The following is a 24040-nucleotide window of genomic DNA, read 5'->3' as shown; positions in this document are numbered from 1 at the left end:
GTCCTGCGGCACCTGAGAAAAGCTGCGGCTGGACGGCAACCTTCCCGTAACCCTGCGGCAACTGGAGTGTGGCGTTTCCCCCCACCCCGCAGGAGCAGTCCATGCCACCACCAGCAGGACACCGGCGCAGACTCGTCCCCCGCACCCTCCACCTTTCCATCAGCGCGCTCATGGCCGGAGCGCTCGCGGCGACCGGCCTGGCCGTACTCTCCCCGACGGCCGGCGCCGTCCCCACCGCGCGCCAGGTCGAGGCACTGGACCGGGGAGTGGTCAGCGTCCACAACGGCAGCGGCAACCTGGTCGGCTGGCGCTGGCTGGGCACCGATCCGGACAGCGTCTCCTTCAACGTCTACCGCGCCGGTACGAAGGTCAACTCCGCGCCGGTCACCGGCTCGACGAACTACTTCCACTCCGGAGCCCCGAGCTCCGCCGACTACACCGTGCGCGCCGTCGTGAACGGCGTGGAGCAGGGCGACTCGGTGCACGCGGTGCAGTTCCGCGCCGGCTACAAGGATGTGCCGCTCTCCGTGCCGCCCGGAGGCCGGACCCCGGACGGGGTGGCGTACACCTACGAGGCCAATGACGCGAGCGTCGGCGACCTCGACGGCGACGGCTCACTCGATTTCGTACTGAAATGGCAGCCGACCAACGCCAAGGACAACGCCCACTCCGGATACACCGGCAACACGATCGTCGACGGCATCAAGCTGGACGGCACCCGGCTGTGGCGGATCGACCTCGGCCGCAACATCCGCTCGGGCGCGCACTACACACAGTTCCAGGTGTACGACTACGACGGCGACGGCCGGGCCGAAGTGGCGATGAAGACCGCCGACGGTACGGTCGACGGGCGCGGCACGGCGATCGGCACGGCGGGCGCGGACCACCGCAACAGCGGCGGCTACGTCCTCTCCGGGCCCGAGTACCTGACCATGTTCGACGGCCGGACCGGCGCCGCCATGGGCACGGTCGACTACGTCCCGGCACGCGGGACGGTCGCCTCCTGGGGCGACGCCTACGGAAACCGGGTGGACCGTTTCCTCGCGGGGACGGCGTACCTGGACGGCTCCCGTCCGTCGCTGATCATGGCGCGCGGCGTCTACTCACGCAGCGTCATCGCGGCCTGGGACTGGCGGGGTGGCACCTTCACCCGCCGCTGGACCTTCGACACGAACTCCTCCACCAACTCCGGCAAGGGTTACGACGGCCAGGGCTCCCACAGCCTGTCGGTCGGCGACGTCGACGCGGACGGGAAGGACGAGATCGTGTACGGCTCGATGGCCGTGGACGACAACGGACACGGCCTCTGGACGACACGGACCGGCACCGGCGACGCCCAGCACCTCGGCGACCTCGACTCCCGTACCCCGGGGCTGGAGTACTTCAAGGTGTCGGAGTCGGCCGGTCAGCCCGCCGAGCTCTACATCAACCCGTCGAACGGGTCCGTACGGTGGCGGCTCGACGCGTGCTGCGACAACGGCCGCGGCGTCGCCGCCGACATCTGGGCGGGCAACGACGGCCCGGAGATGTGGTCCGCGTCGGACACTTCCGTACGGGACGAGGCCGGCGCGCCCAAGGGCCGTGAGCCGTCCTCCGCGAACTTCGTGAGCTGGTGGGACGGCGACCCGGTGCGCGAACTGCTGGACGGTACGCACATCGACGCGTACGGCACCGGCGCCGACAGCAGGCTGCTGACCGGCGCCTCCGTCTCCTCCAACAACGGCACGAAGGCGACCCCCGCCCTGTCCGGCGACATCCTCGGTGACTGGCGCGAGGAGGTGGTGTGGCGTACGTCGGACAACACCGCGCTGCGGATCTACTCCACCGCGCACCAGACCGGCACGCGGATCACGACGCTGCTCCACGACCCGATGTACCGCACCGGCCTGGCCTGGCAGAACACGGCCTACAACCATCCCCCGCACACCAGCTTCTTCATCGGCGCCGGCATGCCCACCGCCCCGCGGCCGTCCGTCTACACCCCCTGACCACCTCCCTCCTGCCCCCATCGAGAGGAACCACGGTTCATGGCTCACCAGCACAAGAACAAGAAGGCGCGCAAGCGCACACTCATAGGAGGCGCGTCCGCTTTCGCGCTGACAGCGGGCCTCCTGGGCTTCGGCTCCCTGACCCCCACCGCCTCCGCCGCGACCTGGCCGACACCGAACGGCAGCCAGCCGGTGCCCAGGACCATCCCGGTCTCCGGCACCGTGGACGGGGGCTACAAGAAGTACTACGGCTCGGGCGAGCTGGCCGGGGACGGCCAGGACGAGGGACAGGACCCCATCTTCGAGCTCGCAGACGGCGCCACCCTGAAGAACGTCATCATCGGCGCGCCCGGTGCGGACGGCATCCACTGCAAGGGCAGCTGCACGCTGCAGAACGTCTGGTGGGAGGACGTCGGCGAGGACGCCGCCACCTTCAAGGGCGGGAACTCCGCCGTCTACACGGTGTACGGCGGCGGTGCGAAGAAGGCAGCGGACAAGGTCTTCCAGCACAACGGCGGTGGCAAGCTGGTCGTCTCGAAGTTCGCCGTCCAGGACTTCAAGACGCTCTACCGCTCCTGCGGCAACTGCTCGACCCAGTACAAGCGCACCTCGATCTTCAACACCGTCGAGGTGACCTACCCGGGCTCGCGGCTCGTCGGTATCAACACCAACTACGGTGACACCGCCGCACTGCGCAACATCACGATCGTCGGCGACAGCGGCAGGAAGATCGTGCCGTGCCAGAAGTACATCGGGAACAACACGGGCGCCGAGCCGAAGACGAACGGATCGGGTCCGGACGGCACCCACTGCGACTACGCGTCCTCGGACATCCTCTACAAGTGACCCACACCGACTGAGGCGGGGGCGGAATCGGCCGGCAGCCGATTCCGCCCCCGCCCGCACACCGTTACGGCATCCGGTCCCCCACCAGCGCCAGGTTCTCGATCGCGGCGAGGCCGTACAGGGCGGTGTCGTTGGTGTAGACCCAGTTCGCCTCGCTGCCCGGCACGAGCGTGACCGGCCCGCCGACCTTCTCCGTCCTCCACGGCGACGATTCCTTGTAGCCGTCGCTGTTGTAGAACTTCTCCCACGCCCGCTCGGCGAGCTTCTCGTCGCCGGTCTGGGCCGCGGCGTACGCGTCGAGGCGCGAGTGGCCCTGGAAGAGGATCAGCGAGCCGAAGTTCTTGCCGTAACGGGCGGCCTGTTCGGCCTTGGTGGCGTTGAAGTAGCGGCAGTAGTCGAGGTACGCCGCCTTGAACTCCGGCATGTCGATCAGGTGGATCAGCTCGGCGCACAGCTCGTTCAGCCCGAAGACCGCCGACAGATGCGATACGCCGACCTTGGCCTCCTTCTCCACGGCGAACCGGCCCGTGTCGAGGTCGTACAGACCGCTGCCCTGTACGAAGCCGTTGGGTTGTGCGGCGATGGTCTCCATGGTGGACAGCACCCGCGCCTTGGCCTTCGCCGCCTTCGGGCCGCCGCGCTCCCACTCGGTGAGCCAGGCGGAGACCAGCCCGCTCCAGTCGGTGCCGAAGCCGACGGACAGGGCGTGCCGGTCGGGGGTGTACGGCTCGGTGCGGATCTTGCGGATGGGGTCGAGGGCGAGGAAGGTCTCGTCGGAGTCGACGTTGGCGTGCATGAGGTCGCCGGTGCGTTCGTCGGCGGTGAGGAAGTAGTAGAAGCGCCGGTAGGTGGTGTTGGCGATACGTTGCTGCTTGGCGCTGTCGGCGTAGTGCTGGATGCCGTGCCGGGTGCCGAGGCCCGCCCACGTACCGAGGTGGTAGACGTCGACCTCGCCGGTGTGCCGGGTCATGGCCTCGGCGAAGCGGAAGATGTCGGCGCGGCCGGAGCGCAGGTACGCGTACCAGAGCCAGAGGTCGGGCGAGAGCTCGGAGTTGTCCCAGGCGTAGCCGCCGACGTCGTAGCGCCACTGGTGGCGGGCCGGGTCGTAACTGTGCATGACATCGCCGTAGTCCCAGAAGCCGTACCAGCGCCGCATCTCCACCTGGTCCTTGTAGTAGGTGAAGAGGAAGTCCAGGTGATCCTCGATCTTCGCTTTCGCGGGTACGGACCGGTCGGGCTCGGAGAAGAGACCGCCGAAGACCTTGGCCTTGATCAGCTGCTTGGGCGGGGCGGCGAGCTGGGGCGGGGTGCGGACCGCCGTCACCTCCTTGGCGAGAGTTTCGGCGTCCGGGGTGGACTCGTGGGCCCAGAAGAGGAGTTCGCTGGTACGGGCGATTCCGTACGGGGTGCCGAAGCCGGGTTCGTAGTCCTCGTAGGTGATGTTGAGGCCTTCGAGCTGCTCGGCGTACGTGTCCTGGCCCAGGCCGTCGTGGTAGAAGCGCAGGTCCATGGGCGGGGCCTCGGGCGACCAGAGCCAGAGCGTGACCTCGGCCTCGTCGGTGTGTGCGGACCGGATGTCGAGCCCGGCGGGGTGCTTCTCCCAGAAGTCGCGCAGCCCGAAGGAGAGTCCGCCGCTCGCCCCGCCGACGTAACCGAAACCGGAAGCCCGACGTCCGCCGCCGGCCGGGATCCAGCCGTGGCCCTTCTTGGTGCGCTTGCGCAGGGTGAAGCCGTCGGCGGAGAGCTGGCTGAGAGTGTAGTCGCCCCAGGTGGGGACGAGGTGGAGGCGGCTGGTGACGCGCTGGTCCCAGGTGGCCGGGTCGGGCAGCTTCCTGCCCTCGAACTGGGCGGCCTGGACGGCGGCTCCCGGGTCGCGGCGCAGGCCCGTGATTCCCTTGACGGCTTCGCGCAGCAGGCCCGTGCCGTCGCCACCGATCCTGATGTGCCTGTCGTACGCCGCGTCGCGCATCGGCACCGTGAAGCGGACGCCCAGGCCGCGGATGAAGTCGCCGCTCGCCTTGCCGGGCTCCTGGGTGCCGTCGTACGTGATGGTGTGCACCATGCGGAACGACTCCGCGCCCGCGTAGAAGTAGAGCCGGACGGAGAAGGGGAGCCAGCTGCGGTTTCCGTGGCGGTGCTTGCCGTCGATGCGGACGACGGCGCGGACGGGTCCGTCCTGTTCCACCTCGGTCTTGGAGATGGCGCTCTCGAAGCGTTCGTACTTCTCGTTGCCCTGGTCGCCGTCCTCGATCTCGCCCTGGCGCAGGAGGACGAGCCGGCCGTCCTTGGCGATCTCGGTCGCGCCCCGGGTGACGGACTTGACGAGCGTGGAGCCGGACTTGCCGAGCTTCGCGGTGATGACACCGGTCGAGACGTCGATGGTGCCGCCTCTGCCGGCGACGGTGACTTTACGGGCGGGCGCGGCCGGGGCTCCGGCGCTGAGCGTGAACGCGGCGGCGGTCGTCTCCGGGCCGATGGCGTGCGCGGTCCACTTCAGCGAGCCGTCGGGCCAGTGGGCGAGGGGCCACGACTGGACGGGTATGGCCCTGCCGTCGGTGGTGGTCAGAGCAAACGGCTGGTCCTTGTCGTATGCGCCCTGCGGCCAGGGCACGCCGACGGTGGAGCCGGGCGCGGCTCCGAGACCCGCGTCCTCCTCCAGCCACTTCAGGGTCACCGGGTCCGCGTCAGCGGTGTCGGCTCTCGGTGCCGCCGCGGCGTCCGTGGCGCCGAGCGCCCAGCTGAACTGGGCGGCGGCGCCGGCCACCGCTGCCGCCTTGAGCAGGGACCTGCGGGGGATCGGGGACATCGTTGTGCCCTTCGGTTGCGTGAGGTGGGTGAGAAGGGGGCCGAGCTCGGGCCGCGGGCGGGGCGTGTCCGGTGTGCGGCACTGGCGGTCCCATCAGGCGTTCGCGGTCAAGGCCGTCCTCTCCTCCGAGAGGCAGGGCGCATCAACGCCTCCCGCCTCGGATCCGGACCGGGCCGTCGGCGACGGGCACGCCGAAGTCGGGTGTGCCGTCGGCCTTCCAGCGCAGGCGCTGGATGCGGGTGTGGCGGTTGGGGTCGTGCAGCGGGTCGCCGGTGATCTCCTTGTACTGGCGGGCGTGGTAGACGATGACGTCGGTGCGCCCGTCCTCGGCCACGGTGAAGGAGTTGTGGCCCGGGCCGTACTGCCGCGTCGTGTCATTGCTGGTGAAGACCGGCTGCGGGGACTTCTTCCAGGTGCCGGGCGCGAGGAGGTCGGCGTTCTCGTCGGCGGTGAGCAGGCCGAGGCAGTAGTTCGCGTCGGTCGCGCTCGCGGAGTACGTCATGAAGAGGCGGCCGTTGCGCCGGATCGCCGAAGGCCCCTCGTTGACCTTGAATCCGATGCGCTCCCAGTCGTACTCCGGTGTGGTGAGGCGGACTTGGGGGCCGGTGACGGTCCATGGGTTCGCCATCCGGGACAGGAAGACGCCGGTGTTGTTGTCCATTCCGGGTTCGTGCTGCGCCCAGGCGAGATAGCGGTCGCCGTTGTGGGTGAAGGTCGTGGCGTCGAGGGAGAAGGTGTCCCAGGCAGTGGTGAGCCGGCCCTTCTCGGTCCAGGTGCCGCGGAAGGGGTCGGGGTTCTTGTTCTCCAGAACCCACATGCGGATTTTCCACACGTCGTCGGCGGGAGCGGCGGCGAAGTAGATGTACCAGGCGCCGTCGATGTGGTGGATCTCCGGCGCCCAGATGTGCGCGGCCATGTCTCCGGTGGTGTGGCGGCGCCAGATGACGGCCTCTTCGGCTGTCGCGAGGCCGGCGAGCGTGGCGGAGCGGCGCAGGATGATCCGGTCGTACTCGGGAGCTGTGGCGGTGAAGTAGTAACGCCTGTCGGTGTGGCGGTGGATGTGGGGGTCTGCGCGTTGGCGGACGAGCGGGTTGGTGGGAGCGGCGGTCCCGGCGGCGTGGGCGGGGGCGGCGGTGGCGGTGGCGACCGCGCCCAGGGCGAGGGCGCCTCTGAGCATTGTCCTGCGGGTGGGTGACTGACTGTGGCTCACCATGGTCTCCTCATGCGTTGGTTCGATATTTCGAACGTCGTACGAGACTCTGTGCAGCGGAGACGGTAACGGCGCCCTGGCTCGCACGCCAGCCCCTGGACTACATCCCTTCGAGACCACAAACCTCGACTGCCCGGCTCGCGGACATGCTGCGGCTGCTCCTGCGCCACAGCCCCCGTCCGGCTCGAGCTGGGCCCTCCCGACTCGGTCCGCAGGGTGGCCGCCGACGTGGCACACGCGGCGCGAGCGATCGTCCGCGCCGTACTGCTGACCGTGCTGGAGCAGGAGGCGGTGACCCGGGTTCATGTGGGCTGGCAGGTCACCGAGCAGGAATTGCGCGCGACCGTACGGGACGACGGGCCCGGCGCGCTGTGTCCCTGTGCAAGCTGAGTCCCGCACGGATCGCCGACCGCCTCGACGTCCTGGGGGGACGGCTGGACATGGACGCGGTGCCGGGCTGGGGTACGACGGTCAGCGCGGTCATCCCCCTGACGACGCCCGAGACCCCTGCTTCCACCGATCCGCTGAGTTCGCTGGGGGCCCGTGAACTCGAGGTGCTGACGCGGCTCGCGCTCGGCCATCGCAACCGGGCGATCGCGCAGGAACTCCACATCAGTGAGTCGACGGTGAAGTTCCATGTCGCGAAGATCCTGACCAAGCTGGGGGTCGGGTCGCGGGGCGAGGCTGCGGCGCTGTTCCACGCGGCGGCGTAGAGCACTTGCCACGCACCGCGCCGGCGCGTTGCGCGTCACGCCGTTCAGGTCGTACACCACCGGAGTCCGGCTTCGGCTCGGCGGCCCGGCGGGGAGTCCTGACCTCCACTTCGTCGACTCGCTCTTTCCGCTGCTCCGGCGTCGGCTTTTCGCTTCTGCGTTCCGGCACCGCCTCGTGCTTCTTCCCGCCCGGTGCGGAAGGTGCGCAAGTCGGCGCCCCGCAGCCCCTGTTGGCGGGTGGAGGGGTATCGGGTGCGGTCTTCGCGGAGGCCGTACCCGCTTCGGCGTTCGGCCGGGACCGGGGCTCGGCCGTCGTGGAGTCGAGCACCCACTTCTGCTCGACGGAGCCGTCGCGGATCTTGACCACCACGTCCGCGCCCTTCTCCGCAGACGTGGGTACGACCGCGAGCCCTTCGTGCCACCGAGGCAGCAGTTGGCCCTGGACGGTCAGGTCGTAGCGCAGGTCGTCACTGTTCGCCGCTGTGGGGGCCACGCATGCGGTGAGGGCTGTCGCGCCGTCGTCCGCAGTCGAGTCGAGGCAGAGTTCCGGCTGCGCGAAGCTGCGCAGAAAGCCGTCGGTTCCGTACGACCACTGCTGGTTCTTTCCGGACGAGCAGTCGGTCATCCGCGTCCCGGCACCGGGCTTCGCCTCGCCTCCGCGGATGTCCAGGCACAGGTCCGTCCCGGCATTGCGCAGCCTGGCATGACCGAAGACTCCGGGGAATCCGGCCGAGTTGGCGGGCGGCGCCACGGACGGAACCAGAGGACTCGGGACCGGGGGTTCCACGTGGCGGCCGGTCGCCCCCATGGAGGCCCCGGGCCCGGAACCACCACCGTCGTCCGACGAGAGACTGGTGACGAGAACCGTCGACAGAACGGCGGCCGAGAGGAGACCGAGCCCCGTCAGCACGGATTTCGAAGGGCTCCGATACGGCGTGAGGCGCAGCCCCGGCGAGGCCGTTCGGGGCAGCAGCCGGTGGCGCCCTCCCTCCGGGCGCCGGCCGCCCCAGCGGACGGACTCTCCCGGACGCAGTCCTTGCGCACCGCGCCCCGGCCGCGACTCCAGATAGCGCCGGGCGCCCCAGCCCAGCACCGCCTCGCTGAGCAGCACGCCCAGGCTGCCCCTGCAGAGGCTGAGTTGTCCGGCGGCGTCCCGGCAGTAGCGGCACTCCAGCAGATGCTTTCGGACGTCGGGCAGCAAGGCGCCGCCGCGGCGAATCGGAATGTCCAGCAGGCGGTTGTAGAACCGGCATTCCGTGGCCGGTGCGAGGTCTCTGTGGGCCCGTACACAGCCCACCCGGAATTGCTCACGCGCGTGCTCGAGTGCGGCCTCGGCGGCGCCGGTGTCCATGGCCAGCAGACCGGCCGGTACGGATATGGGCTCGGCCTCGACGTCGGTGTGCCACAGCAGGCACTGAGCGGGTCCGGGGAGGGTCCGGAAAGACCGCTCGGCGAGCTCACGATTTCCGGGCGTCTTGGATTTCGCGGCCCGCATACCGCGACCGCCGGCCGTTTTTCTCAGTTCCGGCAGAACACCGGATATGCCGTCGTCGGCGGACCATGCCTTGACGGTGTCCCGTACGGCCGCCAGAAGTCGGGGGCGCAGCGCCTCGGCCGAGGGCCGGCGCCGGAGACTTTCGAGCACCTGACGGAAGGCCGCAGCGGCTGCCATCGACGCGACATGCGCCGAGGAGCCGAGGCAGATGACCGAGTAGTCGTACGTCGGCTGCCAGTGCCGCGCCAGGAGCAGCGCGAGGGGGCGGGCAGCCTCGCCGTCCGGCCTGCCGCCCAGTTGGGCGACGAGACTCTCGTCGGATTCCCGGGGAGCCGCGCCGGGGCGCGGGGGGTAAGACGGCCGAGGGGGGTGGGGGGAGTACACGGAACCGATTCCTTCCAAAGCGCGCCAGATGGACGGAACACAGATTTCTGCCCATCAAAAAGGCAGCCCCGTACGGAAATCGTCAGAGAGGTGCTTTATGGGGTCAGCCAGTGCGAAGCGTCGGATGAAGCGGGAATGGCTTGGACCAATGCCTCCGTTGAGGGAGTTCACCCTTGCACAAGTGACTCACGGGAAACAAGGAGCTTGAGTGATCTCCATTCACCCAAGAAAGGCGTCAGCGCGCGTTACCCGCGGTACTCGCACCCACTTTCGAAACTCCCGCGCGGCGTGGCCCGTTTCGGCCGGGCAGACACAGCGCCGTCGCCGCCGGGACCGCCGCGAGGGCCAGCCAGGGCAGGGCGCCGCCACGGTCGAAGAGGGCACCGAGCGGAGCACTGCCCAGCAGTACCAACGAGCCCGCGAGGGACGACAACGCGCCCATGAACAGCCCGAGGTGCCGGTTGTCCGTCAGGTCGGGCACCCAGGCCCTGGCGGCCGGAGCCACCAGCATCTGACCGACGGACAGCAGTACGACGAAGGCCAACGAGGGGCCGAGCCCGCCCAGCGCGCGAACCGGCAGCAGCGCCGCCGCGGCCGCCGAGCCGGCCGCCATCAGCAACAACCCGAGCAGCATCGCCGTACGCAGCGAGAGCCGTCGCGCGGCCCAGCGCGAGAGGGGGAGCTGACCGGCGATCACCAGCACCGAGGAGAGCGTGAACAGCCAGCCGAGCGCGCTCTGCCCGCCGGTGGCCCGCTCAACCTCTTGCGGGAGGGCCAGGTACAGCTGGTTGTAGACGAGCAGATAGCCGCCGTACGCGATGCACAGCGCCAGGAAGCGGCGGTTGCGCAGCAGTTCCCGTGCGCCGCCCATGGCGGAAGCGGGCTTGTCGTCCGCTGTCTTCGGAGGCTGACGCGGCATCAGCCACAGGTGTCCCAGCAGTACGACGGTGAAGATGCCCGCCCCGGCGAGGCAGGCGGCTCGGAAGCCGGCGTACAACAGGGCTGCCCCCAGCGGCGGACCGAGCAGCGCGCCCGCCTGTCCGGCCGCGTTGAAAAGGGCCAGGACGCGGGTGCGCGCGACGCCGGTCGCCGCCTCGTGCAGTACGGCCTGCCGCACCGTCTCCGTCTCCACGGCGGGCGAGAACAGCGCCGCCGCGAAGCCCACCAGCAGCACCGAGCCGATGACTGCCCAGGTGTCCCGCGCGAAGCCCAGCCAGGCGAAGCCCGCCACCCGCAGGGCGCACCCCGCGAGGACGACCGGCCGGGGCCCGAAGCGATCGGTGAGGGCCCCGCCGACCACGAAGAGGCCCTGCTGGCTGAAGGTGCGCAGGCCGAGGACCAGCCCGACCAGCCAGCCCGCCAGAGCCAGCGTGCCGCTCAAGTGCGCGGTGAGGAACGGAAGTACGGCGAAGAAGCCGATGTTGAATGCGAACTGCGTGCCGATCAGCAGCCGGGGCAGCGGCGGCAGCCCGCGCACCAGACCTGCGTCCGACGCCGGGGCGGCGGCCTTCGTACCGCTCATGGGGCGGCGGAGGGGACGGGCGCGGCTGACAGCAGCTCACGCGTGTACGGGTGCGAGGGGGTCTCGCACACCTCCTCGGCCGTGCCCTGCTCCACGATCGTGCCCCGGTGCATCACCGCGACCCGATGTGCCACATGCCGTACGAGAGCGAGGTCGTGGCAGATGAGGAGACAGCCGAGCGCCAGCTCATCCTGAAGGCCGGTCAGCAGATTCATCACCCCGGCCCGGACGGACGGGTCGAGCGCGGAGACCGGTTCGTCCAGCACGAGTACCTTCGGGTCACTGGCCAGGGCGCGGGCGATGCCGACGCGCTGGCACTGGCCGCCGGACAGCTCCTGCGGCAGGCGCGCGCCCAGGGAGGCGTCGAGGCCTACGAGTTGCAGCAGCTCCGCGACCCGCGCCCGGCCGGTCGCCGGGTCCCAGCGGCCCTGCACGCGCAGGGGTTCCGCGACGGCGTCCCGGACGCGCAGCCTGGGGCTGAGTGATCCGTACGGGTCCTGGAAAACCGGCTGCAACGCGGGCCGCAGCGCCCGCAGTTCCGGTTCGTCCAGCGTCGTCAGCTCCCTCCCCTCCAGGCGGACCGAGCCCGACTCGGGGCGACGCAGCATCAGTACGGCCGTCGCGGTGCTGGACTTTCCGCAGCCGGACTCCCCGACCAGGGCCAGGGTCTGTCCGGCCCCGATCTCGAAGGAGACCCGGTCGACGGCCAGGACGGGCTCGCCCCGCCGTCCGCGCCCCGGATAGCGCACCGTCAGCTCCTCCACCTCCAGAAGGGGAATCATGCGGCGCTCTCCTCGAAGAGACGGACGAGGGGCACGGGCAGCTCGTCCCGGCGGTGGCACGCCACTGTCCGTCCGGTGGTAGCGCCGACCGGCTCGGGCGGCGTCCGGTGGCAGGACTCGTCGGCGGCCGGGCAGCGGGGAGCGAAGGCGCAGCCCGGCGGCAGCGCCGACGGGGAGGGCGGAGCGCCGGCGATCGACGGCAGCCTTCTGCCGGTGGAGCGTGTGGCGCGCGCGGGCGGCAGGGAGGCGATCAGCCCGGCGGTGTACGGAGCGCGGGGCGCCGCCAAGACCTCCGCGACCGGTCCCGACTCCACACACCGCCCCGCGTACATCACCAGCACCCGGTCGGCGTGCCCGGCGACGATCCCGAGGTCGTGGGTGACCAGGACGAGTGCCGTGCCGGTGTCCTTCCTGATGTCGGCGAGCAGCTGGAGGATCTGAGCCTGCACGGTGGGGTCGAGGGAGGTGGTCGGCTCGTCGGCGAAGAGCAGCTCCGGCTCGTTGATCATGGCCATCGCGATGACGGCACGCTGGCGCATGCCGCCGGAGAACTCGTGCGGATACGCCCGGGCGCGCCGCCCCGCGTCCGCGATCCCGACCCGTTCGAGCGCGGCGACCGCGGCCGCGGTGGCGGCCTTCCGTCCGACGCCGCGACGCACTGACCGTACGGCGAGAGCGAGTTGCTCGCCTACGGGGTGCACGGGACTGAGCACGGACAGCGCGTCCTGCGGTACGAAGGCCGTCCGCCGCCCCCGCAGTTCCCGGTACGCCGACTGAGGCGCCCCCACCCACTCCCGGCCGCCGAACCGCGCACTCCCCCGCACCTCCGTCCCGGCCGGCAGCAGCCCCAGGACGGCCCGCGCGGTCATCGACTTCCCGGCCCCCGACTCCCCCACGACGGCGAGCGCTTCCCCCGCCCGCACCGTGAAGGACACTCCGCGCACGACGTGCAGGCCGCGCACGGTGATGTGGAGGTTCTGTACGTCGAGGAGGGGTTCTTCCGGGGCGAGGGGAGACCTCACTGTGGTCCTGCTCATCCTGCGGAACTTCCTTCCGGGGCAAAGCGGTTGCCGAACGGTTCCGTGGCCGCCGACGGCCGGTCGGCCGTGTGGTCGACGAGCGGCTGACCGGCGGTCGCGGGAGCCGCCGCTCCCCCGGCGTCATGGGAGCGGGCAGCGTCCTCCTCGTCCCACGTGCCGCCGACCGGCAGCCGACGCCGCACGCCCGCGAAGCGCCCGCTCCCCGCCCTCGGTGCGGGCAGCGTCGACAAGGACACCGCCAGCGCCGCCAGCAGCAGGAGCATCGCCGCCGGCGCCATCACGGACCAGGGCGCGCGCTCCACATACGGCAGGGACTCGGCCAGCGTCAGCCCCCATTCCGGCGCCGGAGGCTGGGCGCCCAGACCCAGGAAGCCCAGCGAGGCCAGGGCCAGGGCGATGCCGGGGAGGCGCAGGACGGCGTGGCGGGCGACCGGAGCCGCGACCGCCGGGAGGACGTGGCGGGTCAGAATCCACCACGGCGGCGAGCCGATGGCACGTTGCGCCATGAGATGGGCGGCGGCCCGGGTCTCCTGGACCAGCGCGGCCGCGTGTGCGGCGAGCGGTGGCCAGGAGACGAGAGCTACCGCGAGTGAGGCGCCCAGGGTGCCTGCGCCCAGGACCGCCGCGACGAGGATGCCGGCGATCACCGGCGGCACCGCGTTGGCGGACTCCGCCGCGCCCGACGCGAGGCCCGGCAGAAATCCGGCGGCCACGGCGACGACGTACGAGCCGGCGCAGACCAGCGCGGCAACCCCCACCGTGGCCGCCGCCCCGTGCCCCACCCGGGCAAGGACGTCACGACCGAGCGAGTCTGTGCCGAGCGGATGCTCCCAGCCCGGAGCGGCGAGCCTGGCCACCGTGTCGACGAGCAGCGGGTCGAGCAGCAGACCCCAGCCGATCACGACCACCAGCGACACCGCGCAGACAACCGGCACCGCGCGGTGCAGCCGGCCCGCCTGCGCCGCTCTGGGAGCGGCCGGTGACAGCGCGGCGTCGCGCAGCCCGGGACCGAGCATCCGGTGCCGTACGGCCTGCGCCACCACTCCGGCGACCAGACCCAGCAGCACCAGCGCGATCACCGAGCCTTGGAGCAGCGGCAGATCCTGCGACTGGGCCGCGCCGAGCGCGGTACGCCCGATGCCGGGCACCGCGAACACCGTCTCCACCGCGACCGCGCCACCCGTCAGCCCGACGGCCACCAGGCCGAGCTGGGGCAGCACGGCGGGTATGGCCCGGCGCAGCGCCGCCCGGCCGACGGCGGACGGCGTACAGCCCGAGGACCGCCACAGCGCGACCCACCGCTCCTCGAACACCGCGGGCATCGCGTCGTCGACCAACCGCCCCACGATCCCGCCCGCCGGAACGCCCAGCGCCAGCGCGGGCAGCACGAGATGCTGCGGCCCCTGCCACCCGTACGGTGGGAACCAGCCCAGCCACACCGACAGCGCCACCAGCAGCAGCGTGGCGAGCAGGAACTCGGGCAGCGCGGCGAGCACCGCGGCCGGGGCGCCCGTACCGGAGCCGCCGCGCGAAGCACCGCGCGCCCCGCGTACCACCGTCGGGGCGCACAGCGCGCAGGCGAGCAGCAGTGCGACGGCGAGCGCGGCGCCCATCAGCGTCACAGAGACCCCGAGGCCTGACAGCACGGACGGCAGCACCTCGGCGCCGTTCGCCCACGAGCGGCCGAAGTCGCCGCGCAGCACGCCGCCGAACCAGTCGCCCAGAAGGGACAGTGGCCCGGCGTCCAGGCCGAGTTCACGGCGTACGGCGTCCAGCGCCTCCTTCGTCGGCTCCTGTTCGGCGGAGCGGGCACGGAGCACGGACAGGGCCGGGTCGCGTCCGGACAGCCACGGCAGCAGTCCGACCACGGCGATGATCAGGGCGAGGGCGCCTGCGCGCGACACGAGCACACCGGCGCGTTCCCGCAGCGGGAGGGCCGTCACTGCAGACGGGTGTCGGCGGTGATGAGGATCCGCTCGCGCGGGTCCTTCGCCGAGCCGGTGACTGACGGGGCGTCGCCCTGGATGACGCGCTCGTGCAGCATCGGGATGGCGGCGTCGGTTCTCAGCACCGCCGCCTCCGCCTCCAGGATCGCGCGGCGGCGGGCGTCGCCGGCGGCCGTGGCCGCGGCCTTCTTCACGGCCTTGTCGACGTTCTTGTCGCACAGCTGGGCGAGGTTGAAGGAGCCCTCGCAAGTGAAGTCGGACTGCATGTACGCCGCGGGGTCACCGGAGTCGAGCACGGTCGCCCGCGACAGGATGAACGCGTCGAACTTCCCGGCGAGCGCGTCCTCCTCGATGTGCGCGTACTCCCGCACGACCTGCTTCACCTTGAACCCGGCGTCTTCGAGCTGCTGCTGCAGGGCGGAGGCGACCTCCGGCAGCTCGGCACGGTCGGAGAAGGTCGCGAGCGTGATCGTGGTGCCTGCCGGGTCGTCGGGGTCGGCGCCCTTCGTGCGGTTCTTCAGTGCGGCGCGCCCTTCGGCGGCCCAGGGCAGCGCGGGCCCGAGCAGCCCCTCGGCGAGGTCGGCCCGGTTCTCGTACACGCCCTTGACGAGTTCCCCGGCGTCGATCGCCTCGCGCGCGGCGGCCCGCAGGCCTGCGTCCTTGAACGGTCCCGCCCCGGTGTTCAGGTACAGGGTGTTGGTGCGCGGCATCGGCACCTCGGTGATCGTCTTCTCATCGAGGAGCGAGGCCTGGGAGACCGGCACGGCTTCGGCGATGTGCGCCTCGCCGCTGCGGATGGCGGCGGCGCGGGCGGCGCCGTCCGGGACGAAGGAAACGTCGATCCCGGCGGCCTTCGCCTTCTTGCCCCAATATCCGTCGTAGCGGTCGAGGGTGGCGGTGGTGGTGCCGTTGACCTTCACCAGCTCGTACGGGCCGCTGCCGGCGCCGACCGGGTCCACCTTGCCGCGCCTGGCGTACGCGCGCTCGGCGAGGACGGACAGCTGCGGCGAGGAGAGCCGCTGGGGCACGAGCGGGTCGGGGGCCCCGGTGGTGACGACGAGCTTGTCGCCGTCGGCCTTCACCGTTAGTTCCACGCCGTCGAGGATGCGCGGCTTGGGTGATGCCATGGCGGCGCGGGTAAGGGCGTTGGCGGCGGCTTCGGCGGTGAGTGCGCTGCCGTCGTGGAACCTCACGCCGTCGCGGACGGTGAATTCCCACGCCGTCTCTGACGTCCGCTCCCAGTCGGTGGCCAGACCGGGCCGGGCGTCGCCCTCCTCGTCGAGGTTGATCAGCGTCTCGGCCGTGGACCAGCGTGAGAGCTTGAAGGCGTCGTCGCTCAGGGGGGACAGAGCGGAGCGCGGCGGCTGGAGCATCGCGAGCTTGATCCGGCCGCCGTGGCTGGAGCCGGAGTCGGCGGCGCTCTCTCCCGCCGGGGCGAAACAGCCGGTCAGGAGCAGGGCTGAGGCCGCTGCCAGGCCGGTGGCGGGCAGGGGTATGCGCAGATGCACGGGTACTCCGGGAGCGGTGCGGGTGATCGCGGGTAGGTGAATGTGAAACTAGCACATGACATTCGTTGTCAATAAGCCGGTGCTTGCGGCCCGCGCCCGAGCGCCGGGTTGCGCGAGCATCTGTCCCCGCACGCCCTGGCGGGCTTAAATGTGACGCCTGAAGGGCTCGCCCAGCAGCCACTGCCTCACGGCGTGCGGCTCGCCCGGCATATACGGGAGGTGTAGAAAGAGGTCATGGCCGGACGCAACGGCCGCCCGCGGTCGGTTTTGCGAATGCGAACTGTCGCTGGTCAGGTCTTCCTCCTGCAGGTGGCGATCGTGGTCCTGCTCGTCGCCAGCGCCATGGCGGTGCTCGTGCTGCAGTCCCGGAGCGACAGCGAACGAGAGGCTCGCAACCGATCGGTCGCCGTGGCCGAGACCTTCGCCAATTCACCCGGTATCGAGGAGGCCCTGAAGAGCCCCGATCCGACCGCGGCCCTGCAACCGCCGGCCGAGGAGGCCCGTAAGCGCTCCGGCGTCGACTTCATCGTCGTACTGAACCGGGACGGGATCCGTTACACCCACCCGCTGCCCGACCGGATCGGAAAGAAGTTCGTCGGCGATCTGGAGCCCGCGCTGGCCGGCCGCGTCGTCACCGAGAAGATCGTCGGGACGATCGGTCCTCTCGTGCAGGCCCAGGTGCCCGTGACCGACCGGGACGGCAAGGTCATCGGTGTGGTCTCCGCCGGGATCACCATCGAGAAGGTCAGCGGCGTCGTCGAAGAGCAGATCCCCCTGCTCTTCGGGGCCGCGGCTGCGGTGCTGCTCCTCGCCACCGGCGGGACGGCACTGGTGAGCCGACGGCTGCGCCGCCAGACGCGCGGCCTCGGACCCGCCGAGATGACCCGGATGTACGAACATCACGACGCGGTTCTGCACGCCGTACGGGAGGGCGTCCTCATCGTCGGAGGCGACGGACGGCTGCTGCTCGCCAACGACGAGGCGCGCCGGCTCCTGGACCTGCCGAACGAGGTGGAGGGGCTCCATGTCGAGGACCTGGGGCTCGATCCGCAGACCGCCGCGCTGCTGGCCTCGGGCCGCATCGTCACTGATGAGGTCCATCCGGTCGGAGACCGCCTGCTCGCCGTCAATCAGCGAACCACGGACCAGCACGGCGGCCCGCCCGGCAGCGTCACGACGCTGCGGGACACCACCGAGCTCCAGGACCTCACCGGCAGGGCCGATGTGGCGCGGGGCCGCCTGAAGCTGCTGTACGACGCCGGTACGGAGATCGGCACCACCCTCGACGTGGTGCGCACGTGCGAGGAGCTGACGGAGTTCGCCCTGGCCCGCTTCGCCGACTACGCCACGGTCGACCTGGTGGAGGCCGTGCTGCGCAGCGAGGAGCCGACCGCCACGGGCACGGGCCCGGGCGTGGATCTGCGCCGCGTCGCGTTCAGCGGCGTCAGCGAGGACACGTCGCTCTACCCTCTCGGCAAGACGATCCGGTTTGTGCCGAACACGCCGGTCGGGTTCAGCCTCGGTAAGGGCGAGGCGGTCCTCCAGGCCCACCTGGCCGGCTTCTCCGGCTGGCAGGAGCAGGATCCGGAGCGGGCCCGGCAGCTCGTGGAGCACGGCATCCACTCGATGATCGCGGTTCCGCTGCGCGCCCGCGGCGTCATCCTGGGCCTGGCGATCTTCTGGCGCTCACAGAAGCCGGAGCCCTTCGAGGAGGAGGACCTCTCCGTCGCCGAGGAGCTGGTCGCCCGCGCCGCGGTGAGCGTCGACAACGCCCGGCGTTACACACGTGAGCACACCATGGCGGTGACGCTGCAGCGCAGCCTGCTGCCCCGTGGTCTGCCGGAACAGAACGCCGTCGACGTCGCCTACCGGTATCTGCCCGCGCAGGCCGGGCTCGGCGGTCTCGGCGGCGTCGGCGGGGACTGGTTCGACATCATCCCGCTGCCCGGCGCCCGCGTGGCGCTCGTCGTGGGCGACGTCGTGGGTCACGGGCTCCATGCCGCCGCCACCATGGGGCGGCTGCGCACCGCCGTCCACAACTTCTCGACGCTCGACCTGCCGCCCGACGAGCTCCTGTGGCACCTCGACGAACTGGTCGCCCGCATCGACCAGGACGAGATCGGCGACGACGTGGACGCGGGCGTCACCGGGGCCACCTGTCTGTACGCGATCTACGACCCGGTGACCGGGTGCTGCACCATGGCGCGGGCCGGCCACCTCCAGCCGGCGATCGTCCACCCGGACGGCACGACGGTCTTCGCCGAGGTGCCCGGCGGCCCTCCCCTCGGACTCGGCGGGCTGCCCTTCGAGACGCTGGAGGTGCAGCTGCCGGAGAACAGCCGGCTGGTCCTGTACACGGACGGGCTCGTCGAGGACCGGGACCGGGACATCGACGAGGGGCTGGCGCTCCTGCGCCGTACGCTCGACGCCCACGCCGACGGGACCCCGGAGGAGACCTGCGAGGAAGTGCTCGGCGCGCTGCTGCCCGTGCGTCAGCGCGACGACATCGCGCTGCTGGTCAGCCGTACGCGGGTGCTGGACGCCGGCCGGGTGGCCGACTGGGACGTGCCGCCCGATCCGTCGGCCGTGGCCGAGGTACGGGCGGCTGTGACCGCCAAGCTGGCCGAGTGGGGTCTGGCGGAGGAGGCGTTCACCACCGAGCTGATTCTCAGCGAGCTGGTCACCAACGCCATTCGCTACGCGGCGGGTCCGATCCGGGTACGGCTGATCCGTGATCGCAGCCTCATCTGCGAGGTCTCGGACCGCAGCAGCACCTCTCCGCACCTGCGGCAGGCGGCGAACACGGACGAGGGAGGACGCGGGCTGTTCCTCGTCGCGCAGTTCGCCGACCGCTGGGGGACCCGGTACACCGGGGACGGCAAGGTCATCTGGACCGAGCAGCCGCTGCCGGGCGGCGGCCGGCCGTCGCCGGACTTCCCTTGAGGCCGGGGGTACGGCCCGCCCGGTCGGTCTCGATCAATCCCGGTCAATCCCGGTCGCGCACCGCCACGATGCCGTTGAAGACACCGACGTAGGCGGTGCCGTCCGGTCCGATGGTGACCGGCGCCCAGTTGTTGTCGTACGCCGGGCCTGTGCCGGTGAGCTGCCGCCAGCGGATCTTTCCCGTACGGAAGTCGACGGCTGTCAGGTACCAGGCGTCGATGCCGAGCCGGTTCGGTTCCTTCGCGTAGAAGTAGAGCAGTCCATTGGCGGTGGAGAGCTTGGGAACGGTGGACGGCGACCGTACGCCGCTCTCCCAGACGGTGTCACAGCCGCTGCCGTTCTCGCGTACGTCGATGCGGGTGGCGCCGCCCGTGACGCTGCGTCCCAGGAGCAGCGACGACGGGTTCTCGTAGCCGTAGTTGTTCTCTACGACGAGGCTGTTGCCCCAACTGACGAGGGAGTTGTCCGTGGTGGACTTTCCGGTGGCGAAGACCGGTACCTTGCAGACCAGTCGATCGTTCCCGGGAACGTTCGTTTCGCGCCGGTAGACGAGCACGTTCATGCGGTCGTCCGCGTTGTCCGTGATCGCGACGTAGCCGTCGCCGAACAGGTCGGGGGTGGTGCCCGATCCCTGGTTGACCGAGCCGGGCTTGGTGCCCGTTCCCCGGTCGTACGTCTGGCGCCACTGCACCCGGGGTGTGCCGTCGGAGTCGGCGCGGAAGCTGTAGAGGGCATGGTCGGAGACGATGGAGACGCCGTCCTCGGCAACCGAGAAGGAGTTCTGAATCTCCTCCCCTTCGAGCCGGACGGCACGGATCCGGGACGTCCGGGGGTCGACCGTGCCGACGCGGCCGAGCCGGGTCACCCACCAGATGCGCCCCTGCCAGTCGGGCATCACGGAGGTCACGGGATCGCACGTGCCGCTGGGGCGGAGGTTCGTCCATGTCACGCAGTCGTGCGGGACGTGCCCGGTGAGGTCCCAGTCGTCCTCGACGACGAAGCGCCAACCGCCGTCCGATGTCCGCTCGTGCGCGATCCGCAGAATGTGCTGACGAGAGTCGGCCAGTACCACCCGGTCCTGGTCGTCGAGGTAGAAGTACGCGCCGCCGGACGTGTCTTTGAAGATCTTCTCGAAGTCGAGCCGGGTGATGGCCTCCACGGTCGAGGAACGCTGCGGCAGCTTGTACTCGGCGAGGGTGGCGAGCGTTCGCGGGTGCAGCAGTTTGAGCCGGAAGCCCTGGAAGGTGCCGCAGACGGTGATCAGCCGGCCCGCGGCGTCGAAGGTCGCGGTGGCGCACTCGCCGCCCAGCGCCGCGATCCTCTCGCTGGTGACCTGCGGGTGGCGTCCCAGCGGACCGGAGTACGGATGGGTGCCGCTGCCCGCGGCGTCCGCGTGCATACCGCTGTCTCCGTTCGGGGCGAGGAAGGGGTGCTGAGGGGGTGCGTCGCCGGGGACCGGCTGCGCGACGGCCGGCTCGCCCTCGTACGAGCTGACGAGCCGGTGGCCGGGCGCCTTGGGTATCTCATCGGCGCGGGCGGCGTCCGGCGGCAGGACCGCCGGGACAACGAGAGCGAGGGCGAGGGCCAGTGCGCGGGCGTGCGCTTTCCAGGACCGGGACATCGGGCTCCTTGGGTGGGGGTCGCGCCGCCGCCCGACGCTAGAGCCGACCTCTTGAAGTGTCCATGGAAACCCGCACGGTTTTCATGGCCCTGACATCCGCGCGCAATGTCGCGGCGCGCGGACGCGGTCGTCAGGGCCTGAGGTCGCCGACGACGTCGGCGGTGGCGGCGATCCCGTTCTGGATGGTCGGCCCCATGCTCGTACCGGCCAGGAAGAAGCCGAGCAGGGCGCAGACCAGTGCGTGCGAGACCTTCAGTCCTCCGTTGCGCAGGAAGATCACCGCGAGAATCAGCAGGAGCAGCACCAACGAGATCGAAATGGCCATGGTCAACCTCCTCCGCCGCGCCTGAATTGCGGCATTCGGCCGTCAGTCTGGCGTAGCGGAGGGCCCATTCGGGCGGAAGACACGTCCGCCGTACGGGTGTTGACTGGTTGTGATGACCGACTACGCGCCGTGGGTACGGAGAAAACGCTCCAGGCCGGCGAGGTCGTCGGTGTTGATGTGGTCCACGTCCGCGGCGAGCAGCTCGGTCCACAGGGCGTCGCGCGCCGGTCCCGGCAGGTCGGGTGTGGCCCAGAAGCGGACGCGCTGCCCGCGCTGGTGAGCGGCGGAGACGACGGCGTGCAGCTTGGCCCGCTCGGCGGCGGGGAACGGGCCGACGCCCTGCCAGGTGAAACTGTGCGTCCAGTTGCTGCTGATCAGCGGGATGAAGGAGGCGGGCGCCGGGTCCGCGGCGCCGAGGTCGTCGAGCCGCCCGTCGTAGAAGGCGTGGCGCACCTGCTGTGCCTCCATGGGGACGCGCGCCGCGCGGTCGCCGGAGATGACGGGCGTCACCGCGCCGGGGCGGACGTGGCCGTGGGCGTACGTACTCAGCATCCGGCGGTGGCGGCGCAGTTGGCGGTGCAGTTCGAGGTAGGCGGCGGCGCCGTCGTTCTTGATGTCGATGAGCAGCTGCACGGGGCGGCGGTATCCGCGGTACACGCAGCCGTGGTTGGCCCTGACTCTGGCCGCGAGCGGGCCCAGGTAGAGCGATTCGAGGGTACGGGAGGGGTCCAGGCCGCCCGGGTCGTGGGCGACGAGGAGCCGGCCGTCGACGAGGAAGATGTCCGCCTCGACGCTCGTGAAGCCGTGCGAGAGCGCGTCGAGGAGGGGGCGCTCGTGCTCGTAGTCGTTGTGCGCGTGGGCGCGGCGCAGCGGCCCGGGGCCGGGGTGCCGGCCGGGCTTCCTCTCGGCGGCCTGTGCGTACGCGGGAACGGCCACGGCTCCCGCGAGGGCGGCGGCGAAGGTGGTGACGACTCTGCGGCGGGTGGGCGCGGCGACGGCCATGGTGCCTCCGGGGGTGTACGGGGCGTTCGGGACTCCGGCGAGTATCCGCTCCTTACCGCGTCAATGGGCAGGGCCCCGACAAGAGTTCGGCCATCCGTCGCCAGCGGTTCAGGCGCGCCGACAGCCCGTCAGTGCACGCACATACCGGGGACACAGATTCGTCGCGCGCGGCTGAAAGGCACCCCTGTCCGCCCCGGCGTCTCAGGCCGCGGCGACGTCCTCCCAGCGGACCGTACGGTCGCACCAGCGCTCCAGGAGGACGCGGTCGTGGCCGACGGCCAGCAGGCCCGCACCGCGTTCGCGCCGGTACTCCTCGACCACCGCGACCAGAGCCGCGGTCGTCGACGCGTCCAGCATCGCGGTCATCTCGTCGCACACAAGCCAGCGCGGCCGCAGCACCAGGGCGCGGGCCAGGCAGGCACGTTGCAGCTGACCGTCGCTCACCTCGTGCGGGCGTCGGCCGAGGAGATCGTCGCCGAGTCCCACGGTCCGGGACAGCTCGCTCACGGTGGCGGCCACTTCGTTGCGCCGGCCGGTGGCGCGCAGCGGTTCGGCGATCAGGTCGCGCAGGCGCAGGCGGGGGTCGGCGGACAGCCGGGGCTGCTGGAAGACCACGCCGATGGCTGTGCGCTGTTCGCGCGGGGCGCGGTGGCGCCAGCCGGTGACGGGGCTGCCGTCGAGGGTGACGGTGCCGGCGTCGGGGCGGTGCAGCAGGGCGGCGACCCTGGCCAGCGTCGACTTGCCGCAGCCGCTCGGCCCGAGCAGGCCGACCGCTTCGCCGGGTGCGACGGTGAGGTGTGCGTCCCGTACGACCGGCTTACCGCGCTCGTAACCAGCGGTGATCGCGTCGAGTTCAAGCACGGGCACGCTCCTCGGCGGGCGGGTGGTGGCAGGCGACGCCGTCCGCGAAGTCCGGCTGTACGGCGCACGCGTCGGTGGCGTACGTACAGCGGGCGGCGAAGGCGCACCCCGGGGGCAGGTCCCCGAGCTCGGGCGGCATGCCGGGGATGGGCGTGAAAGCGCGCTCGGGAAGGGCGTCCAGCAAGCCTCTTGCGTACGGGTGCCGGGGCCCGGGCGTTCCGAAGAAGGCCGGCGCATCGGCGAGTTCGACGATCCGTCCGGCGTACATGACCGCCACGCGGTCGGCGATGCGCTGGGCGGCCGCGAGGTCGTGGGTGATCATCAGCAAGGCGTGACCCTCGTCGACGTGCTGGCGCAGCTCGTCCACGGTGCGGTCGACGAGGTCGCGGTCGAGGCCGGTGGTCGGCTCGTCCGCGAGCAGCAGGGGCGCGTCGCCGACGAGGGCCAGCGCGGTCGCGGCGCGCTGGGCGAGTCCGCCGGACAGCTCGTGCGGGTAGCGGTCGAGATGGTCGACGGGGAACGCGGCCCGCTCGGCCGCCGCGCGGGCCGCTTCGCGCATCTCGCGCTTTCGTGTACCGGTCAGCTCGCGCAGCGTCTCTTCGAGTTGCGCTCCGACGGTCCGTACGGGCGTGAGGTGCGCGGCGGGACTCTGCGGTACGAGTCCGATACGACGGCCCCGTACCGTGCGCGCCAGGGTGCGTTCGTCGGCGGTGAGCAGGTCGACGTCTCCAAGGCGCGCGTAACCCGCGGTCTGGGCGTTGCCGGGCAGCAGCCCGAGCAACGCGGAAGCGAGCACGGACTTGCCGCACCCGCTCTCGCCGACGAGTGCGAGGCACTCCCCCCGCGCCAGGTCGAAACCGGCGTCGGCAACGGCGGCGATGTGCTGCCCCCCGCGCATCCGGAACCGCACAGAGAGCCCCCGCACGGACAACAGGGGCGTCCTGTTCCACGACGCGGGAAGGCCCGTGGCCGTGGCACCGCGCGGGCCGGCGGACGGCTCCGACGTACGGCCCGCGACGGTATCGCTCGTCGTGTGGGTGTCCGCTAC

18 protein-coding genes are annotated in these 24040 nt (G+C 71.2%); 5 read left to right on the top strand and 13 right to left on the bottom strand.

From position 1 onward, the window contains the following. The first annotated feature begins 101 nt into the window (after positions 1-101). Both AC1P0E_RS31000 and AC1P0E_RS30995 read left to right on the top strand, forming a co-directional pair. Positions 102-1988: a rhamnogalacturonan lyase gene (locus tag AC1P0E_RS31000; protein ID WP_482745405.1), complete on the top strand. Its 1887-nt coding sequence runs from the start codon at positions 102-104 to the stop codon at positions 1986-1988. Positions 1989-2027: 39 nt separating this feature from the next. Further along, positions 2028-2834, top strand: coding sequence for a pectate lyase (locus tag AC1P0E_RS30995; RefSeq protein WP_482745404.1), 807 nt, complete (start codon positions 2028-2030; stop codon positions 2832-2834). A gap of 64 nt (positions 2835-2898) precedes the next feature. Here AC1P0E_RS30995 and AC1P0E_RS30990 read toward each other — a convergent pair whose 3' ends face one another. Then, on the bottom strand, positions 2899-5640 hold the full coding sequence (locus tag AC1P0E_RS30990) for an exo-rhamnogalacturonan lyase family protein (protein WP_482745403.1): 2742 nt from the start codon (positions 5638-5640) through the stop codon (positions 2899-2901). A gap of 142 nt (positions 5641-5782) precedes the next feature. Further along, entirely contained in the window at positions 5783-6817 is a 1035-nt protein-coding gene (locus tag AC1P0E_RS30985; protein ID WP_482745968.1) for a glycoside hydrolase family 43 protein, read from the bottom strand. Positions 6818-7066: 249 nt separating this feature from the next. Here AC1P0E_RS30985 and AC1P0E_RS30980 point away from each other — a divergent pair, with 249 nt between their 5' ends. Together AC1P0E_RS30980 and AC1P0E_RS30975 are read left to right on the top strand one after the other, a co-directional pair. After that, complete coding sequence (locus AC1P0E_RS30980) at positions 7067-7240, top strand: hypothetical protein (protein ID WP_482745402.1); 174 nt, start codon at positions 7067-7069, stop codon at positions 7238-7240. Continuing rightward, positions 7222-7563 (top strand): response regulator transcription factor, encoded by a 342-nt coding sequence (locus AC1P0E_RS30975; RefSeq protein ID WP_482745401.1) that lies wholly within the window; start codon positions 7222-7224, stop codon positions 7561-7563. The genes AC1P0E_RS30980 and AC1P0E_RS30975 overlap by 19 nt, the downstream gene beginning before the upstream one ends. Here AC1P0E_RS30975 and AC1P0E_RS30970 read toward each other — a convergent pair. From AC1P0E_RS30970 to AC1P0E_RS30945, 6 genes are all read right to left on the bottom strand, one after another. Then, positions 7463-9442 (bottom strand): RICIN domain-containing protein, encoded by a 1980-nt coding sequence (locus AC1P0E_RS30970; protein WP_482745400.1) that lies wholly within the window; start codon positions 9440-9442, stop codon positions 7463-7465. The two genes, AC1P0E_RS30975 and AC1P0E_RS30970, sit on opposite strands and share 101 nt — an antisense overlap. A gap of 235 nt (positions 9443-9677) precedes the next feature. Continuing rightward, positions 9678-10964: an MDR family MFS transporter gene (locus AC1P0E_RS30965; RefSeq protein ID WP_482745399.1), complete on the bottom strand. Its 1287-nt coding sequence runs from the start codon at positions 10962-10964 to the stop codon at positions 9678-9680. Further along, a complete protein-coding gene (locus AC1P0E_RS30960) occupies positions 10961-11746 on the bottom strand; it encodes an ATP-binding cassette domain-containing protein (protein ID WP_482745398.1) in 786 nt (261 codons plus the stop codon). The genes AC1P0E_RS30965 and AC1P0E_RS30960 overlap by 4 nt, the downstream gene beginning before the upstream one ends. Continuing rightward, positions 11743-12783, bottom strand: coding sequence for an ABC transporter ATP-binding protein (locus tag AC1P0E_RS30955; RefSeq protein WP_482745397.1), 1041 nt, complete (start codon positions 12781-12783; stop codon positions 11743-11745). Before AC1P0E_RS30955 ends, AC1P0E_RS30960 begins: the two co-directional genes overlap by 4 nt. Further along, a complete protein-coding gene (locus AC1P0E_RS30950; RefSeq protein ID WP_482745396.1) occupies positions 12780-14729 on the bottom strand; it encodes an ABC transporter permease subunit in 1950 nt (649 codons plus the stop codon). The genes AC1P0E_RS30955 and AC1P0E_RS30950 overlap by 4 nt, the downstream gene beginning before the upstream one ends. Next, entirely contained in the window at positions 14726-16240 is a 1515-nt protein-coding gene (locus tag AC1P0E_RS30945) for an ABC transporter substrate-binding protein (protein ID WP_482745395.1), read from the bottom strand. The genes AC1P0E_RS30950 and AC1P0E_RS30945 overlap by 4 nt, the downstream gene beginning before the upstream one ends. Before the next feature lie 234 nt (positions 16241-16474). Between AC1P0E_RS30945 and AC1P0E_RS30940 the strand changes: the two genes are divergently transcribed. Beyond that, positions 16475-19183, top strand: coding sequence for a SpoIIE family protein phosphatase (locus tag AC1P0E_RS30940; protein WP_482745394.1), 2709 nt, complete (start codon positions 16475-16477; stop codon positions 19181-19183). Positions 19184-19226: 43 nt separating this feature from the next. On the opposite strand, the gene AC1P0E_RS30935 is transcribed toward AC1P0E_RS30940, so the two are convergent. From AC1P0E_RS30935 to AC1P0E_RS30915, 5 genes are all read right to left on the bottom strand, one after another. Next, positions 19227-20804 carry a hypothetical protein gene (locus AC1P0E_RS30935; RefSeq protein WP_482745393.1) on the bottom strand — a complete coding sequence of 526 codons (1578 nt, stop codon included), beginning with the start codon at positions 20802-20804 and terminating at the stop codon, positions 19227-19229. A 130-nt stretch (positions 20805-20934) separates the two neighbouring features. Beyond that, positions 20935-21129 carry a hypothetical protein gene (locus tag AC1P0E_RS30930; protein ID WP_355252712.1) on the bottom strand — a complete coding sequence of 65 codons (195 nt, stop codon included), beginning with the start codon at positions 21127-21129 and terminating at the stop codon, positions 20935-20937. Between the two features lie 120 nt (positions 21130-21249). Continuing rightward, positions 21250-22131 carry a phosphatidylinositol-specific phospholipase C/glycerophosphodiester phosphodiesterase family protein gene (locus tag AC1P0E_RS30925; protein WP_482745392.1) on the bottom strand — a complete coding sequence of 294 codons (882 nt, stop codon included), beginning with the start codon at positions 22129-22131 and terminating at the stop codon, positions 21250-21252. Between the two features lie 201 nt (positions 22132-22332). Next, positions 22333-22992, bottom strand: coding sequence for an ABC transporter ATP-binding protein (locus tag AC1P0E_RS30920; RefSeq protein ID WP_482745391.1), 660 nt, complete (start codon positions 22990-22992; stop codon positions 22333-22335). Beyond that, positions 22985-23890 carry an ABC transporter ATP-binding protein gene (locus AC1P0E_RS30915; RefSeq protein ID WP_482745967.1) on the bottom strand — a complete coding sequence of 302 codons (906 nt, stop codon included), beginning with the start codon at positions 23888-23890 and terminating at the stop codon, positions 22985-22987. Before AC1P0E_RS30915 ends, AC1P0E_RS30920 begins: the two co-directional genes overlap by 8 nt. Between the last annotated feature and the right edge of the window lie 150 nt (positions 23891-24040).

The organism is Streptomyces sp. TRD_SC_5 (genome assembly GCF_056836825.1).
The sequence above is the reverse complement of the archived record's forward strand: the minus strand, read 5'-3'. Positions and strand labels throughout refer to the sequence as shown.

Coding starts and splice junctions, on each gene's coding strand:
- AC1P0E_RS31000 (WP_482745405.1), top strand. CDS start 102: ATGCCACCACCAGCAGGACACCGGCGCAGACTCGTCCCCCGCACCCTC.
- AC1P0E_RS30995 (WP_482745404.1), top strand. CDS start 2,028: ATGGCTCACCAGCACAAGAACAAGAAGGCGCGCAAGCGCACACTCATA.
- AC1P0E_RS30990 (WP_482745403.1), bottom strand. CDS start 5,640: ATGTCCCCGATCCCCCGCAGGTCCCTGCTCAAGGCGGCAGCGGTGGCC.
- AC1P0E_RS30985 (WP_482745968.1), bottom strand. CDS start 6,817: ATGCTCAGAGGCGCCCTCGCCCTGGGCGCGGTCGCCACCGCCACCGCC.
- AC1P0E_RS30965 (WP_482745399.1), bottom strand. CDS start 10,964: ATGAGCGGTACGAAGGCCGCCGCCCCGGCGTCGGACGCAGGTCTGGTG.
- AC1P0E_RS30960 (WP_482745398.1), bottom strand. CDS start 11,746: ATGATTCCCCTTCTGGAGGTGGAGGAGCTGACGGTGCGCTATCCGGGG.
- AC1P0E_RS30955 (WP_482745397.1), bottom strand. CDS start 12,783: ATGAGCAGGACCACAGTGAGGTCTCCCCTCGCCCCGGAAGAACCCCTC.
- AC1P0E_RS30940 (WP_482745394.1), top strand. CDS start 16,475: ATGGCCGGACGCAACGGCCGCCCGCGGTCGGTTTTGCGAATGCGAACT.
- AC1P0E_RS30935 (WP_482745393.1), bottom strand. CDS start 20,804: ATGTCCCGGTCCTGGAAAGCGCACGCCCGCGCACTGGCCCTCGCCCTC.
- AC1P0E_RS30930 (WP_355252712.1), bottom strand. CDS start 21,129: ATGGCCATTTCGATCTCGTTGGTGCTGCTCCTGCTGATTCTCGCGGTG.
- AC1P0E_RS30925 (WP_482745392.1), bottom strand. CDS start 22,131: ATGGCCGTCGCCGCGCCCACCCGCCGCAGAGTCGTCACCACCTTCGCC.
- AC1P0E_RS30915 (WP_482745967.1), bottom strand. CDS start 23,890: ATGCGCGGGGGGCAGCACATCGCCGCCGTTGCCGACGCCGGTTTCGAC.